Genomic DNA, 13,962 nt, shown 5'->3' with positions numbered 1-13,962 from the left:
TGAACATCAGTGCTTCTCCTCCAGAGATTCAGCCGTCCAGTCCATGATCACCTTGCCGCACTGACCCTGTCGCGCCACGTCGAAGGCGCGTTCGAAGTCGCCGTACCCGAACCGGTGCGTGATCACCGGCGTCAGGTCCAGCCCGCGCTCGAGCATCACCGACATCGAGTACCAGGTCTCGAACATCTCCCGGCCGTAGATGCCCTTGATCGTGAGCATGTTGAGCACCACCGTGCTCCAGTCGATCGCGATCTCGTCCGACGGCAGGCCGAGCATCGCGACCTTCCCGCCGTGGGTCATGTTCGCGAGCATGTCGCGCAGCGCGGCCGGCTGCCCGGACATCTCCATCCCGACGTCGAACCCCTCGCGCATCCCGAGGCTCTGCTGCGCCTGCGCGATCGTCTCCTCGGCCACGTTCACCGCGCGGGTGACGCCGATCTTGCGGGCCAGGTCGAGCCGGTACTCCGAGAGGTCGGTGATCACCACGTTCCGCGCGCCGGCGTGCAGCGCGACCGCCGCGGCCATCACCCCGATCGGTCCGGCGCCGGTGATCAGCACGTCCTCGCCGACCAGCGGGAACGAGAGAGCAGTGTGTACGGCGTTGCCGAACGGGTCGAAGATCGCGGCGACATCGAGGTCGACCGGATCCTTGTGGACCCACGCGTTGGTGGCCGGCAGCGCGACGTACTCCGCGAACGCGCCAGGCACGTGGACGCCCAGCCCGCGCGTCTTGATGCAGAGGTGCCGCCGGCCGGCCCGGCAGTTGCGGCAGCGGCCGCAGACCAGGTGGCCCTCGCCGCTGACCAGGTCACCGACCGCGACGTCGCGGACGCCGAGACCGATCTCGACCACCTCGCCGCAGAACTCGTGCCCGGTCACCATCGGCACCGGCACGTTCTTCTGCGCCCAGGGGTCCCAGTTCTGGATGTGCAGATCGGTGCCGCACAACCCGGTGCGGAGCACCCTGATCAGGACCTCGTCGGCCTCGACCTTCGGCTCCGGAACATCCTGCAACCACAGACCGGGCTTCGCCTCGGCCTTCACGAGCGCCTTCATGCCCACATCGTGGTCCCGGGCAACCATCCCCGTCCATCGACACGTCGTACACAGCCTTTGCAGCCGAACTGCATACTTGTCCACATGCGGGGAGTAGTCAGAGGGCTCGGAATCGTGTTCCTCGTTGCCGGGCTCGGGTTGCTCGGGTGGGTCGGCTGGCAGTACTTCGGTACCGGCATCAGCTCGAACCACCAGATGGGCAAGGCCGAGGACTCGCTCCGCAACCAGTGGAAAGCTCCCGCAGCCGTTGTGAAGCCATCGGCCGGGAAGCCTTTCGTCCTCCTGCGGATCCCGAAGTTCGGCGCCGGCTGGGAGAAGCCGATCGTCGAAGGGGTCGACGCGGACGACCTGGCCCGCGGCATCGGCCACTATCCACAGACCCAACTCCCGGGCCAGGCGGGCAACTTCGCGATCGCGGGGCACCGGGTCACGCACGGTTCGCCGTTCCGCAAGCTGCTCGAGCTGCAGAAGGGCGACCAGGTCGTCGTCGAGACGCAGGACGCCGTCTACACCTATGAGCTCGACGGCTCGCCCCGCGACCTGACCGTCAAGCCGACCGACACGTGGGTCCTCGACCCGGTCCCCGGCAAGCGCGACGCCCCGGCGAAGTCGATCATCACCCTCACCACCTGCCAGGACCTGTTCCACTCCCCGGACCGCTCGGTCGCGTTCGGCCACCTGGTCAAGGTGAGCAAGAAGTCGTGAAGTGACCCGCGCCATCCCCACCGCCCCGCTCCAACCGCCTCGCGCTCAGAGCTTCCGCCCGCCCCGCCTCCGCCATTTCAGAGGTGAACCCCTTAGCCCGCCCCTTCCACCGACGCATGCGGGCGGTGAAGGGGCCATTTGCGTGGTTCACCACTCGAATGGCGCAAGGGGCTCGGGGGCGGTGGACGGGGGGTCGCCTAGGCTCTGGGGCCATGAGCTACGACCGGGACGGACTGCTGGAGCAGGTCAAAAGCAAGGCGATCGTGCACGGTCGCGTGACGTTGGCATCGGGCAAGGAAGCCGACTACTACGTCGACCTGCGCCGGATCACGCTGGACGCGGCCGCGGCGCCGCTGATCGGCCCGGCGATGCTCGAGCTGACCAAGGACCTGGAGTACGACGCCGTCGGCGGACTGACCCTCGGCGCGGACCCGGTCGCGATGTCGATGCTGCATGCCGCTGCCCAGCAGGGCCGCACCCTCGACGCCTTCGTCGTACGGAAGGCAGAGAAGACGCACGGTCTGCAGCGGCGGATCGAGGGGCCGGACGTGAAGGGCCGCCGGGTGCTCGCGGTCGAGGACACCTCGACGACAGGGGGATCGGTGCTGACCGCGGTCGAGGCGTTGCGCGAGGCCGGCGCCGAGGTGGTCGCGGTCGCGGTGATCGTGGACCGGTCGACCGGCGCCCAGGAGCGGGTCGAGGCGGAAGGCCTGGAGTACCGGACGGTGTTCGGTCTCGACGACCTGGGGCTCAGCTGATGCAGAGCAGCACCATTCTGCTCGTAGCGGTGGCCGTGGTCGTCGGTGTCGGCCTCTTCTTCGTCAACTACTACCGGGAGAAGAAGCGCCGCGAACAGTTCTCCGGTCTCGCCGCGCAGCAAGGCTGGTCGTACGTGCCGTCCAACCCCTCGCTCGCAGGTCAGTGGTCGGGTACACCGTTCCAGACCGGCGACAACTGGCACGTCAAGAACGTGCTGTCGGGTCCGTACAACGGGCACCCGATGGTTGCCTTCGACTACAGCTACCAGACGCACACGACCAACGGGCGCGGCCAGCGGCGGACCACCACGCACCGCTTCGGTGTGGTGGTCATGCAGCTGCCCGGCGCCCTGCCGCATCTCGAGGTGACGCACGAGGGGATCTTCGGCGGCGCGGTGGCGAACGCGTTCGGCTTCCGCGACATCCAGTTCGAGAGCGAGCAGTTCAACCGGGCGTTCCGGGTCAAGGCCGACGACGAGCGGTTCGGGCACGCCGTGGTGACGCCGCGGATGATGGAGCTGCTGCTCGCCCGCGGTGAGATCGGCTGGCGCCTGGAAGGGAACTCGCTGGTCGGCTGGAGCAAGGGCGACCACGACCCGAACCAGCTGATGAGCCGCCTCGACCTGCTCCAGCAGGTGATCGGCAACGTCCCGCCGTACGTCTGGCGCGACTACGCCGGCATCGACCCCCGACCGCAGCAAGCCCACGGCGACACCCCCTACCCGTAGAGTCGCTGGCAGCAGCACTGCCAACCCTCGGGAGCTCGTCATGGTTTGGGTCATCATCGTGATCGTTGCGGTGATCGTCATTCTGGCGATCATGCTGATCACGTCGTACAACCGGTTCGTCAAGCAACGGAACCTGATCCAGGAGTCCTGGCGGCAGATCGACGTCGAGCTGCACCGCCGGTACGACCTGATCCCGAACCTGGTCGAGACCGTCCGGGCGTACGCCGCGCACGAGCGGCACGTGTTCGAGGAGGTCGCCCGGCTGCGTACCCAGGCTGTGAACGTGCAGGGCGCGACCCCGGAGCAGCGGGCCGCGGCGGAGGGCCAGCTGTCCGGCGCGCTGCGGCAGATGATGATCTCGGTCGAGCAGTATCCGCAGCTGCAGTCGAACCAGAACTTCCTCGGCCTGCAGCGTGAGCTGACCGACACCGAGGACCGGATCGCGGCCGGCCGCCGGTTCTACAACGCGAACGTCGGCGACTACAACACCCGGATCGAGGCCTTCCCGTCGAACCTGATCGCGGGCGGCTTCAAGTTCGAGAAGGCCGGGTACTTCGAGGTCAAGGACGAGCAGGTCCGCGCCGTACCGCAGGTGTCGTTCGGCACCATCGGCTCGGTCGCCGGCGAGCAGGCGCCGCCGCAGATGCAGCCTGGTGCGCCGTCGTCGGGGCAGATCCACCCGCAGATGCCGGGGGACCAGGGCAACTACCAGGCACCGCCGCAGCCGATCCCGGGCGGCTACCAGCAGCCCCCGGCGCAGCCGCCGTACCAGGGCCAGCAGGGTCAGCAGCAGGGCCAGCAGGGTCAGTACCCGCCGCCCGGCCAGTACCAGCAGCCGGGGCAGTACCAGGGGCAGGGAGAGCCACCGGTGGGCGGGCCGCCTGCGGGTTCCCCCGCGCCGCAGGACGGTCAGCCGCCATTCACCGGTGGCCAGTAGGCACCGGATCCCCGTAGCCCAGGACCCCCGACCCCGGACTCTCTCCCAGTGCCAGACCCGGAGTGACGGCGGTCAAGTCGCCACGCCCGGGCCTGCCCTCCCCCCGGTACCTGTGTCAACAGTGCCGCAGCGAGATACATCCGGCGTACATCGGGCTTCCGCAAGGTGCGACCGGATGACACGATAGGCCGGTTCAAGAGTGGAGAGGTCGGACGAGTGGACAGTCTGAGGTACGGGATCCTCGGACCTCTGCGGCTCGTCCACGTCCAGGGCCAGCCGCTGAAGGCCGCCAAACCGCGCCAGCTGCTGGCTACCCTGCTGCTGCACCCCAACCGCTTCGTCTCGACCGACCTGATCGCTGACGCGCTCTGGGAGAGCAGTCCGCCGCGGTCGGCCACCGCGAACATCCGGACGTACGTCCGCGCCCTGCGTGGCGTGCTGCAGGACGCCGGGCTGCCCGCGCCGATCGACACCTCCGCCGCGGGCTACAGCATCGAGGTGGGCGTCGACGAGCTCGATGCCAGCCTGTTCGAGTCGCTGCTCGCCGAGGGCGGTCACCTGCGGGACGCCGGTGACGGTCGCCAGGCGATGCAGGTCCTGTCCCGCGCGTACGGCCTCTGGCGCGGCCGTCCGCTCGACGATCTGCCGATGCCCGCGGCCTGGGAGGGCTCGATCGCCCGCCTGGAGGCGCAGCACCGCGGCCTGGTCGACAACCTGCTGGACCTGCGGCTCGAGCACGGCGACGCCAGCGGTGCCGCCGTACTGCTGAGTGCCCGCCTGAGCGACGATCCGTACGACGAGCAGCTCTGGCGGCGGTTGGTCGACGCGCTGGTCGCGGCCGGTCGGGTCGGCGAGGCGCGGGCGGCGTACCAGAAGGCAGTCCAGACGCTCGCGGACGAGCTCGACATCAAGCCCGGTTCGGAGCTCGAGGCGGCCGGTGCCCGGGCCGAGAACGGCCGCTCCGCCAACTGGCCGAACCCAGGCATCCCTGCCGACCGTACGGCGGAGCGCCCCGGACCGGCCACGCCACCCGGACCGATGGCCGCGCCCGAGCTGACCGATCCGGTCCGGCCGCCGAGCCAGCTGCCGCTCGACCTGGCTGACTTCAGCGGCCGGCAGGGTCATCTGGAGCAGCTGCGGGATCTGGTCTGCGGCCGTGACCCGGTGCGTCCACCGATCGCGGTCATCTCAGGAGCGCCTGGGACCGGGAAGACCTCCCTGGCCGTTCGGCTCGGCCATCTGGTCCGGGAACACTTCCCGGACGGGCAGATCTACCTGGACATGCACGGCGCGACGCATCCGCGCGATCCAGCCGCCGCGCTGACCGATCTGCTGCTCAGCCTGAATCTGCCTGACTATGCGATCCCGACGGACGCGGAGCGGCGGTCCGCGATGCTGCGTTCCGAGCTGGCCAGTCGCCGGGTGCTGATCATCCTCGACGACGTCGCCGCGGCCGGTCAGGTCACGCCGCTGATGCCCGGTACCGGCGCCTCGGCAGTAGTAGTGACGAGTCGCAACCGGTTGATGGACCTGGCCGGGGCGGACTCCATGCCGCTCGACACGTTCGACGACCGCGAAGCCGCCGTACTGCTGTCATCGGTCGCCGGGTCAGGGCGGATCGACGCGTCCTCGCCGGAAGCCGAGGAGATCCTGACCGCGTGCGCGAACCTGCCGCTGGCGATCCGGATCGTCGGCAGCCGGCTGGCGCAACGGCCCGATCTGAGCGCGCGGGAGCTGGCTCGGCGGTTGCGGGACGAGACCTCGCGCTTGGACGAGCTGAGCATCGGCGAGCTCGCCGTACGGACCAGTGCGGACCTGAGCTACGGCGCGCTCAGTCCGGAGGAGGCCCGGCTGTACCGGCTGATCGGCCACTTCGCGGTCGGCGTCTTCTCGGCCCGTGCGTTGGAGGCAGTCGCGTCGCCGGCCGCCGTACGGCGCAGTCTGGACCGGCTGATCGAGGTCAACCTGGTCCGGATCAGTTCGGTCGACCATCGCGGTACGGCGCGCTACCGCGTCCACGACCTGCTGCGGCTGCACGCGCTCGGGGTCGGCGACGACGAACAAAAGGCGCAGGCGGTCCGGGACGTCGAGACCGTCGTCGAGGCGATCCTCAACAAGATCCGCCGGGCCAACGACGCATTGTCCTTCGAGTACTTCGGCGTCCTCGAGCACACCGGCCCGTTGACGGCTCCGGACCCGTCGCCGTTCACCGAGGCCGATGCGATCGCCTGGTTGGACAGCGAGCGCAGTACCTTCGTGCCGGCGATCCGGGCCGCGGCGCAGAACGGGTTGCACGACCACGCCTGGCGGATCGCTGCGGCCTGGGGGCCGTACCTGGACCTGCGAGCCGGATTCGACGACTGGAACGGTTCGCACCAGCAGGGTCTGCAGAGCGCCATCGAGTGCGGGGACCGGCGCGGCGAGGCGATCATGCACCGCAATCTTGGCCAGCTCGCCGTCTACCAGGACGACTGGGACACCGCGCGGCGGCACTTCGACGCGGCCGCGGAGGTGTTCGCCGAGGTGGGCGACCGGCTAGGCGAAGGTGTCGCGGCCGTCGGACTCGGTACCTGGCTGCGGGAACGCGGGCAGCGCGACGAGGGGCTCGCGCAGTACGAGAAGGCGATCGAGGCGTTCGTCGAGGACGGCAACGCGAACGCCGAGGCGCTGGCACGGACCGCCGCGGCGAACGTGTATCTGGTCCGCGGCGACCTCGACACCGCACGGAGTCTCCTCGCCCAGGCGTTCCTGATCGCCGTACGCCGTGCCGACGCGCACCGCGAGGCGAAGGTACGACGCCGCATCGCAGCGCTCCGCGTCCGGCAAGGACGGCACGACGAGGCCGTGCGGCAGGTGCGCAAGGCGCTGGCGATCTTCGACGGGATGGGCGACGACCACTGTGCGGCGTACACCCGGGCGCTGCTCGGGCAGGCGCTGATGGAGCGCGGTGAGGTCGCCGCGGCCCGGAAGACGTTGCTGGATGCGATCGACATCGGCCACCGGTTGGGCGATCGCAGTGTCGAGGGGGAGGCCGCGCAGCACCTCGGCGAGCTCTACCTGTCCACGGGCAGCCTCGACCACGCCCGCCGTACCCTCGAGCGCGCCGCCCGCGTGTGGCAGCAGGCGGGCAACGATGCCGCCGCAAGCGAGTGCCGACGGTTGCTGGCCGGATCCGAAGCGGGCGTAGCGGCCGGCTGAGAAGCAATGTACGGCGGCTGTATCGGGGCCAGCCAGGATTCGATCATGCCACGGCACACCGGCCGAGGACGGGGGATCGGGGAGGAACACACCTATGGCCTGGGGGGAGGTTGCCGTGGAGCGCCGGAACGTCCCGCGGGTGGCTAACCCGCGGGACAGTGAGGCGGCGCTGAACTGGCAGCTGGAACGGGTTGGCTCGGCGGCCTGGCAGGACTGGCCGTTGAAGTTCCAGCGGATGGCGTTCGGCTATGCGCACGACAGCGGCTGGCACGATGCGGCCGACGCGGTTGGTTGGCTCAACCACCACGACCTGCTCCGTGAAGGGGCGGCGCCACGGGGGGCGCTGGTCTGGTACCAGGCGGCAGACCGGATCCGGGTGGCGTGTTCACTCGGCTCCGGTCAGGTGGTCGGCCCACTGCTGACCGGCCCGGTCGAGATCGCCGAACTGTCGCTACTCAGCACCGACTGCGTGTGGTCGGATCCACACTTCCCGTTCGGCCACTGACCTTCAGTCGTTGGGGACGGCGTGCTTCGGCGCCGCGTGCTTCGCCGCATCAGAGCCGCCGGAACCGCCTGAGCCGTTGGGGCGGTTGCGGCGCTTGGCCAGGACGTACTCGATGACCATCGGGATCAGCGAGACCAGGACCAGCAGGATCAGCGCCGACTCCAGGTGGTCGTGGATGAACTCGACGTTGCCGAGCGCATGGCCCAGCAGCGTGATGCCCGGCGCCCAGATCAGCGCGCCGACACCGGTCCAGAGGAAGAACTTGCGCGGCTCCATCTTCCCGGCGCCGGCGACGATCGTGATGAACGTCCGGACGATCGGGACGAAGCGGGCCATCACCAGCGCGCGCGGGCCGTACCGCTCGAAGAACTCGTGCGTGTGCTCGATGTACTGCGGTTTCAGGAAGCGGGCGTTCGGGTTGCGGAACAGCGACGTACCCAGGACTCGTCCGATGTAGTAGCCGGACACATTGCCGAGGAACGCCGCGACGGTCAGCAGCACGCAGGCCAGCCAGAGAGGTACGTCGATGGTGCCGCGCGCGATGAACAGGCCGACGGCGAACAGCAGCGAGTCACCGGGCAGGATCGGGAACAACAACCCGCACTCGATGAACACCACAACGAGCGTGCCCCAGAGGGCCCAGTTACCCATCCAGTTCAGGAGGTACTCCGGGTCCATCCAGTTCGGCATCAGCATCGCGACGATAGGAAGCACGCGGACAGGGTAGCGTCCCGACCTGTGCATGAGCTGAGCAGCGACCTTCGGGGTGCGGACATGGTCGGGCCGAGCGAGGTCGGCGTCGGTCCGTGGGAGGGTGACCGCCCGGACGACCCGCGGCTGGACCCGGAGCTGCTCGCGCACGGCGATCGCCGCAACGTCGTGGACAAGTACCGGTACTGGAAGCTCGAGGCGATCGTCGAGGACCTGGACCAGCAGCGGAACCCGTTCCACGTCGCGATCGAGAACTGGCAGCACGATCTGAACATCGGCTCGGTGGTCCGGACGGCAAACGCGTTCCTCGCCTCGGAGGTCCACATCGTCGGCAACCGGAAGTGGAACCGCCGCGGCGCGATGGTCACCGACCGGTACCAGCACGTCCGCCACCAGCCGACCCTCGCCGACCTCGCGTCGTACGCCGACGAGCGCGGGCTGCCGGTCCTCGGAATCGACAATCTGCCCGGCTCGGTCCCGCTCGAGACCTACGACCTACCGCGCGAATGTGTGCTGCTGTTCGGTCAGGAGGGCCCTGGGCTGACAGCTGAGGCCCACGAGATCTGCACAGCTGTCCTCTCCATCGCACAATTCGGCTCGACCCGGTCCATCAACGCGAGCGCAGCGGCCGCGATCGCCATGCACGCCTGGATCCGCCGCCACACCTTCGGTCAGCCGTCGAGCAGTTGATCGAGGATCCCCGCGGCTAGCTGCAGTACCGCGCGCTCGGTCGGATTGAGCCGCTCCTCGATGGCTTCGGCCAGCCAGTCATCGGAGCTCTGCACGTGTTGCATGAGCAATTCGCGGCCGCGGTCCGTCGATCGTGTGCCGGCGGTGGGTGCAGCTGCCCCAGCACGGCGACGCCCGTACTCCGCAGCCCATTGCCCGTCCGCTCAGCCCGCAACCGCCCCACCACCAACCACCTGATCCACACCTCCTTCGCGTCCCTCGGTGCCCTGGCCATCCCGCACCTTGTGCGCGTACCAACCGTTCGCGGGCCGCTCTTATGGTTGGCCGGCGCCCAAAGTGGCCTTGGAGCGGTGGGTGAGGTGATCGTGGTACGCCGTCGTGGTGGATTGTTGCTGCGGGCAACAGAGTGTTGCGTCGGGACCTGTGCGGGCGTCGTGGGGCATCGTGGCAGGCGGCAGCGTTCTTGCCGGAATGCGGCCGTTGCTGAAGGAACGCAACTACGCTGCTTACGCGACCGTCAAGCTCTCGACCGTCGGGTACCGGCTCATCGACACCGTGATCGGCTGCCTGATCGCGATCGTTCCTACTCTGCTGTTGAGGAGAAGAAATGTGGGCTGACCACGCGATCTGGTGGCAGATCTACCCCCTCGGCTTCACCGCCGATCACGCCGAGGTCCGCCTGGCGCACCTGGAGAACTGGCTCGACTATGCGATCGAGCTGGGCTGCAACGGTCTGCTGCTCGGTCCGATCTTCGCCTCCGAGACGCACGGCTACGACACCATCGATCACTTGCGCATCGATCCACGCCTCGGTGGCGACGTCGACTTCGATCGCCTGGTCGCCAAGGCGCACGACCGCGGCCTGCGGATCGCCCTCGACGGCGTCTTCAACCACGTCGCCCGCTCCTTCGCCCACCCGGAGTGGCTTCGCAGCGACGGCGCTACCTTCGAGGGCCACGAGCACCTGGTCGCCCTCGACCACAGCAACCCAGCCGTCGCGCAGTACGTCGGCGACGTGCTGCGCCACTGGCTGGACCGCGGCGTGAATGCCTGGCGTCTCGACGTCGCGTACGCGGTCCCGCCCGAGTTCTGGCGGGCCGTGCTGCCGCGAGACCGTGACGCCTGGTACTTCGGTGAGGTGATCCACGGCGACTACGCCGGGTATGTCGAGAAGAGCGGGCTCGACTCGGTCACGCAGTACGAACTGTGGAAGGCGATCTGGAGCTCTCTCAACGACCGCAACTTCTTCGAGCTCTCGTACGCGCTCGGCCGGCACAACGCGCTCCTCGACACCTTCGTCCCGCAGACGTTCGTCGGCAACCACGACGTGACCCGGCTTGCGACCCGTCTCGAGGACGAGCGGCATCTCGGGCACGCGCTGGCGATCCTGTTCGCGGTCGGCGGCGTACCGAGCATCTACTCCGGTGACGAGCAGGCGTTCCATGGGCTGAAGGAGGACCGTGCCGGCGGGGACGACGTGATCCGCCCGCCGTTCCCGGATACGCCTGACGGGCTCGCACCGGAGGGCTGGCCGACGTACCGCCTGCACCAGGAGCTGATCGGCTTACGGCGACGCCACTCGTGGCTCACCCGCGCCCGGACGACGGTCGAGCATGTGACCAATGAGTCCATCGCCCTGCGTGCTCGCCACGACGACGAATGGGTGCTGCTCCTGCTCAATGTCTCGGACTCGGATGCGGAGTTCCCGGTCGAGGACGCGGTCGTCGTTCCGCCGCACAGCTGGAAATTCTTGACACATCCGTAACGTGCGGCCGGGGTGGCGCGTTGTACCTGATGACAGAAGTGAGGCTTCTCGACCAAAGTCAGCCCCAACTCGGGGGGCTCGGCGTGCATCAAGCATGTCGTACTGGGTTTGCGACGGGAATCATGGGGGTTTGTTGATGAACGCTCTGTGGGACGAACTGATACACGAGCTGGGGACCGTGCGCGCCTTGAGCGCGGCGGCTCTGGAGGCGCGCACGGAGACGTCGCGGGTCGCGCTGATCACCCTGCTGGACGCCGAGACCGCGGAGATCTCGGCGATCCTCGACCAGATCCTCCGCTCAGAAGCGTCCTCCGCGGCTTAGGCGGAGCCGTCAGGCACCCCTAGTACCGCGCGGACCGCCTGCTGCAGCGCATCCGTCGGGTCGTCGAGCTGTTCGAACGAGCGGTAGGCGATGTGCGCGTCCGGCCGGACGAGGAGACAACCGTCGTCCGGGATCTCGCGCACCCGCGCCCAGTCGCCGTACAGGTCGTCCAGCTCACGACCGGGCCCGATCACGTACGGCTCGATCGGTACGCCGAGGTGCTCGGACACCGACTGCGCCGCCTTCACCCACGCATCGCCACCGATGCCGGTGAGCAGCGTGAACCGGCCCTTGCCGACCACGTCGAGCGTGCTGACGGTCTCGCTGCCTCGGGTCAGCCAGCAGTGCGGGATCCGGGCGCCCGGCCAGGTGGTGGGGTGGTAGTACAGCTCGTGATCCCGCTCGTACGGCGGCTCGGTCGTACCGTCCGTGATCACCGCGGACGACTTGTAGCGCTGGCCGAGCTCGACGCCGTGCGCGTTGAACTCGTAGTCCTTCAGCTCGATAGCCTGCCGCAGCTCCTCGCGCTGGGCGGCGCCTTCGGGAGTGTCGTCCTTGCGGGACTCGATCGTCCGCCCGCCCGGCGCGTCCGGCGTCATCCCGAGCGCGCGGAAGATCTGCCCGAACTGGTTGCGGCTCTTGTTGGCGCGGTCGACGATCTGCTTCGCGATCGGCGCCCGCTCGTCGTCGTAGGTGTCCAGCAGGCCGGGGGAGGCCTGGCCCTTCACGACCAGTGCGAGCTTCCACGCCAGGTTGTACGCGTCCTGGATCGACGTGTTCGAGCCGAGTCCGTTGCTCGGCGGGTGCCGGTGGATCGCGTCGCCCATACAGAACACGCGGCCCTTGGACGTCTTCTCTGCGTACATGTGGTTGACGCTCCAGACCGACGTGCTCTTCAGCTTCACGTCGATGGTGTCGTCGCCCACCAGGTTGTGCACGATCTCGGTCGCCATCGCCTCGTCGACCACCGGGGCGGGCTGGTTGATGTCGTAGCCCCAGACGATCAGCCATTCGTTCCACGGGCGGACCATGCGGACCAGGCCGGCGCCGATCCCGCCGATCTGCGCGCCCGGCTGCAGGACCCAGTACAGGACGCTCGGGCGATGGGCGACGTACCGGCTCAGGTCGGCCTCGAAGACGATGTTCATCGAACCCTCGATGTCCATTGCTCCGGCCATCGGCAGCTCGATGTCCTGGGCAACCTTGCTGCGCCCGCCGTCCGCGCCGATCAGGTACTTCGCCCGGATCTGGTACGTCGTGCCGCTCAGCCGATCGCGCACGGTCGCCGTGACACCGTCGTCGTCCTGCTCGAGTGACACGTACTCGGTGTTGAGGCGGAGTTGAGCGCCGCGGCTGGCCGCCGTACTGACGAGGATCGGCTCGAAGATCGTCTGCGGAAGGTCGCACGGCAGGCAGGGACTCGCCTCGGTGTAGTCGGCGAGCCGGCGCGGATGCGTGCCCCACGTGCGGATCCGGCCGATCTCCTCGCCCGCGAGGCTGGTGCAGAAGGCCGTCTGCCCCATCAGATCGTGGGCGGTGCCGTTGTCGATGATCTGGTCCTCGATGCCCATGTCGCGCATGAGCTCGATCGTGCGCTGGTTGGTGATGTGCGCGCGGGGCGTGTTCGCGGTCCAGCCGTACCGGGTCAGGACGATGTTGTCGACGCCGTACGTGGACAGGAAGAGGGAGGCGGCGCCGCCGGCGGGGCCGCTGCCGACGATGAGGACGTCTGTCGTGATCACTGCTGCGTCTCCTCGGTGGTGGCGAGCACCAAGTTGTAGTCGACGGTGTAGTAGGTCTTCCCGTCGTCGTGATGTTCGGTGAAGTCCGCGATGAGCGACTGCTTGACCCCGAAGACCGCGTCCGTGTCGAGGTACTCGTCACCCGCCGCGAAGACATGCGTGATGAGCCGGCTGTAGCCGGGGGCGGTGACCATGAAATGGATGTGGGCCGGGCGCATCGGACCGCGGCCGCCGGCCCGCAGCAGCTCGCCGACCGGGCCGTCGTCGGGGATCGGGTACGCGACCGGCTTCACCGCCCAGAACCGGTAGTTGCCTTCAGCATCGGTCGTCAGATGCGCCCGGTTCTGCGGGCCGTCCAGATCCTTCTGTACGTCGTAGAACCCGTCCTCGTCGGCCTGCCAGGTCTCGACCAGCGCGCCCGGGATCGGCTCGCCCTTGGTGTTGAGGACCTTGCCGCTCACCAGGCACGGCTGCCCGGGGGCGCCGTTCGCGATGTCGTCGCCGAGCTGCGCCTCGGGCGATCCCTCGACGAAGAACGGGCCGAACACGGTCGACTGCGTCGCTTCGGGCGGCTTGCGGTTGCCGAGCCCGACGGTGAGCATCGACAGTCCGAGTACGTCGGCCAGCAGCACGAACTCCTGCCGCGTGCCGGTGGAGATCTGACCGGTCCGGGTGAGGAAGTCGATCGCGGTGAAGTACTCGTCCTCGGTCAGCTCCACCTCCCGCGCGAACGCGTGCAGGTGGCGGACGAGGGCGCTCATCACGTCCTTGTAGCGCTCGCTCGCGCTGCCGTCGAAGCTGGCCACCACGGCCTCGGTCAGGTCATCGCCTTGCAGATCCATCCG

General features: G+C 68.6%; 14 protein-coding genes. 10 read left to right on the top strand and 4 right to left on the bottom strand.

Features of this window, described 5'->3' with window-relative positions; genetic code table 11:
* Positions 1-6: 6 nt before the first annotated feature.
* Positions 7-1,056, bottom strand: a complete 1,050-nt coding sequence (gene tdh, locus ACIA58_RS04565; protein WP_396402193.1) for an L-threonine 3-dehydrogenase — start codon at positions 1,054-1,056, stop codon at positions 7-9.
* A gap of 84 nt (positions 1,057-1,140) precedes the next feature.
* On the opposite strand from tdh, the gene ACIA58_RS04560 reads away from it, so the two are divergent.
* The 6 genes from ACIA58_RS04560 (at position 1,141) to ACIA58_RS04535 (ending at position 7,887) form a co-directional block, all read left to right on the top strand.
* Positions 1,141-1,761: a class E sortase gene (locus ACIA58_RS04560; RefSeq protein ID WP_396402192.1), complete on the top strand. Its 621-nt coding sequence runs from the start codon at positions 1,141-1,143 to the stop codon at positions 1,759-1,761.
* A gap of 212 nt (positions 1,762-1,973) precedes the next feature.
* Entirely contained in the window at positions 1,974-2,519 is a 546-nt protein-coding gene (gene pyrE / locus ACIA58_RS04555; protein ID WP_350865334.1) for an orotate phosphoribosyltransferase, read from the top strand.
* The gene (locus tag ACIA58_RS04550; RefSeq protein WP_396402191.1) at positions 2,519-3,247 is read left to right on the top strand and encodes a DUF3137 domain-containing protein; all 729 of its coding nucleotides are present in this window, start codon (positions 2,519-2,521) and stop codon (positions 3,245-3,247) included. Before pyrE ends, ACIA58_RS04550 begins: the two co-directional genes overlap by 1 nt.
* Before the next feature lie 40 nt (positions 3,248-3,287).
* Entirely contained in the window at positions 3,288-4,184 is an 897-nt protein-coding gene (locus tag ACIA58_RS04545) for a LemA family protein (RefSeq protein ID WP_396402190.1), read from the top strand.
* A gap of 216 nt (positions 4,185-4,400) precedes the next feature.
* Positions 4,401-7,382 carry an AfsR/SARP family transcriptional regulator gene (locus ACIA58_RS04540; protein ID WP_396402189.1) on the top strand — a complete coding sequence of 994 codons (2,982 nt, stop codon included), beginning with the start codon at positions 4,401-4,403 and terminating at the stop codon, positions 7,380-7,382.
* A 94-nt stretch (positions 7,383-7,476) separates the two neighbouring features.
* Positions 7,477-7,887, top strand: coding sequence for a hypothetical protein (locus tag ACIA58_RS04535; RefSeq protein ID WP_396402188.1), 411 nt, complete (start codon positions 7,477-7,479; stop codon positions 7,885-7,887).
* Between the two features lie 3 nt (positions 7,888-7,890).
* Here ACIA58_RS04535 and ACIA58_RS04530 read toward each other — a convergent pair whose 3' ends face one another.
* On the bottom strand, positions 7,891-8,601 hold the full coding sequence (locus ACIA58_RS04530; RefSeq protein ID WP_396402187.1) for a DedA family protein: 711 nt from the start codon (positions 8,599-8,601) through the stop codon (positions 7,891-7,893).
* A gap of 60 nt (positions 8,602-8,661) precedes the next feature.
* Here ACIA58_RS04530 and ACIA58_RS04525 point away from each other — a divergent pair, with 60 nt between their 5' ends.
* The 4 genes from ACIA58_RS04525 (at position 8,662) to ACIA58_RS04510 (ending at position 11,375) form a co-directional block, all read left to right on the top strand.
* Positions 8,662-9,288, top strand: a complete 627-nt coding sequence (locus ACIA58_RS04525) for a TrmH family RNA methyltransferase (protein WP_396403307.1) — start codon at positions 8,662-8,664, stop codon at positions 9,286-9,288.
* 423 nt (positions 9,289-9,711) lie between these two features.
* Positions 9,712-9,906 carry a hypothetical protein gene (locus tag ACIA58_RS04520; RefSeq protein WP_396402186.1) on the top strand — a complete coding sequence of 65 codons (195 nt, stop codon included), beginning with the start codon at positions 9,712-9,714 and terminating at the stop codon, positions 9,904-9,906.
* On the top strand, positions 9,896-11,053 hold the full coding sequence (locus ACIA58_RS04515) for an alpha-amylase family glycosyl hydrolase (RefSeq protein ID WP_396402185.1): 1,158 nt from the start codon (positions 9,896-9,898) through the stop codon (positions 11,051-11,053). The genes ACIA58_RS04520 and ACIA58_RS04515 overlap by 11 nt, the downstream gene beginning before the upstream one ends.
* Before the next feature lie 136 nt (positions 11,054-11,189).
* Positions 11,190-11,375, top strand: coding sequence for a hypothetical protein (locus ACIA58_RS04510; RefSeq protein WP_130442589.1), 186 nt, complete (start codon positions 11,190-11,192; stop codon positions 11,373-11,375).
* Here the strand turns inward: ACIA58_RS04510 and ACIA58_RS04505 are convergent.
* Positions 11,372-13,117 carry an FAD-dependent oxidoreductase gene (locus ACIA58_RS04505; RefSeq protein ID WP_396402184.1) on the bottom strand — a complete coding sequence of 582 codons (1,746 nt, stop codon included), beginning with the start codon at positions 13,115-13,117 and terminating at the stop codon, positions 11,372-11,374. The two genes, ACIA58_RS04510 and ACIA58_RS04505, sit on opposite strands and share 4 nt — an antisense overlap.
* On the bottom strand, positions 13,114-13,959 hold the full coding sequence (locus ACIA58_RS04500; protein ID WP_396402183.1) for an intradiol ring-cleavage dioxygenase: 846 nt from the start codon (positions 13,957-13,959) through the stop codon (positions 13,114-13,116). The genes ACIA58_RS04505 and ACIA58_RS04500 overlap by 4 nt, the downstream gene beginning before the upstream one ends.
* Between the last annotated feature and the right edge of the window lie 3 nt (positions 13,960-13,962).

The sequence above is a fragment of the Kribbella sp. NPDC051586 genome (genome assembly GCF_044453965.1).
Taxonomy (GTDB): Bacteria; Actinomycetota; Actinomycetes; order Propionibacteriales; family Kribbellaceae; genus Kribbella.
Note: the sequence above shows the minus strand (reverse complement) of the source record. Positions and strands in the feature narration are given on the sequence as shown.

Coding starts and splice junctions, on each gene's coding strand:
- tdh (WP_396402193.1), bottom strand. CDS start 1,056: ATGAAGGCGCTCGTGAAGGCCGAGGCGAAGCCCGGTCTGTGGTTGCAG.
- ACIA58_RS04560 (WP_396402192.1), top strand. CDS start 1,141: ATGCGGGGAGTAGTCAGAGGGCTCGGAATCGTGTTCCTCGTTGCCGGG.
- pyrE (WP_350865334.1), top strand. CDS start 1,974: ATGAGCTACGACCGGGACGGACTGCTGGAGCAGGTCAAAAGCAAGGCG.
- ACIA58_RS04550 (WP_396402191.1), top strand. CDS start 2,519: ATGCAGAGCAGCACCATTCTGCTCGTAGCGGTGGCCGTGGTCGTCGGT.
- ACIA58_RS04545 (WP_396402190.1), top strand. CDS start 3,288: ATGGTTTGGGTCATCATCGTGATCGTTGCGGTGATCGTCATTCTGGCG.
- ACIA58_RS04535 (WP_396402188.1), top strand. CDS start 7,477: ATGGCCTGGGGGGAGGTTGCCGTGGAGCGCCGGAACGTCCCGCGGGTG.
- ACIA58_RS04525 (WP_396403307.1), top strand. CDS start 8,662: ATGGTCGGGCCGAGCGAGGTCGGCGTCGGTCCGTGGGAGGGTGACCGC.
- ACIA58_RS04515 (WP_396402185.1), top strand. CDS start 9,896: ATGTGGGCTGACCACGCGATCTGGTGGCAGATCTACCCCCTCGGCTTC.
- ACIA58_RS04510 (WP_130442589.1), top strand. CDS start 11,190: ATGAACGCTCTGTGGGACGAACTGATACACGAGCTGGGGACCGTGCGC.
- ACIA58_RS04500 (WP_396402183.1), bottom strand. CDS start 13,959: ATGGATCTGCAAGGCGATGACCTGACCGAGGCCGTGGTGGCCAGCTTC.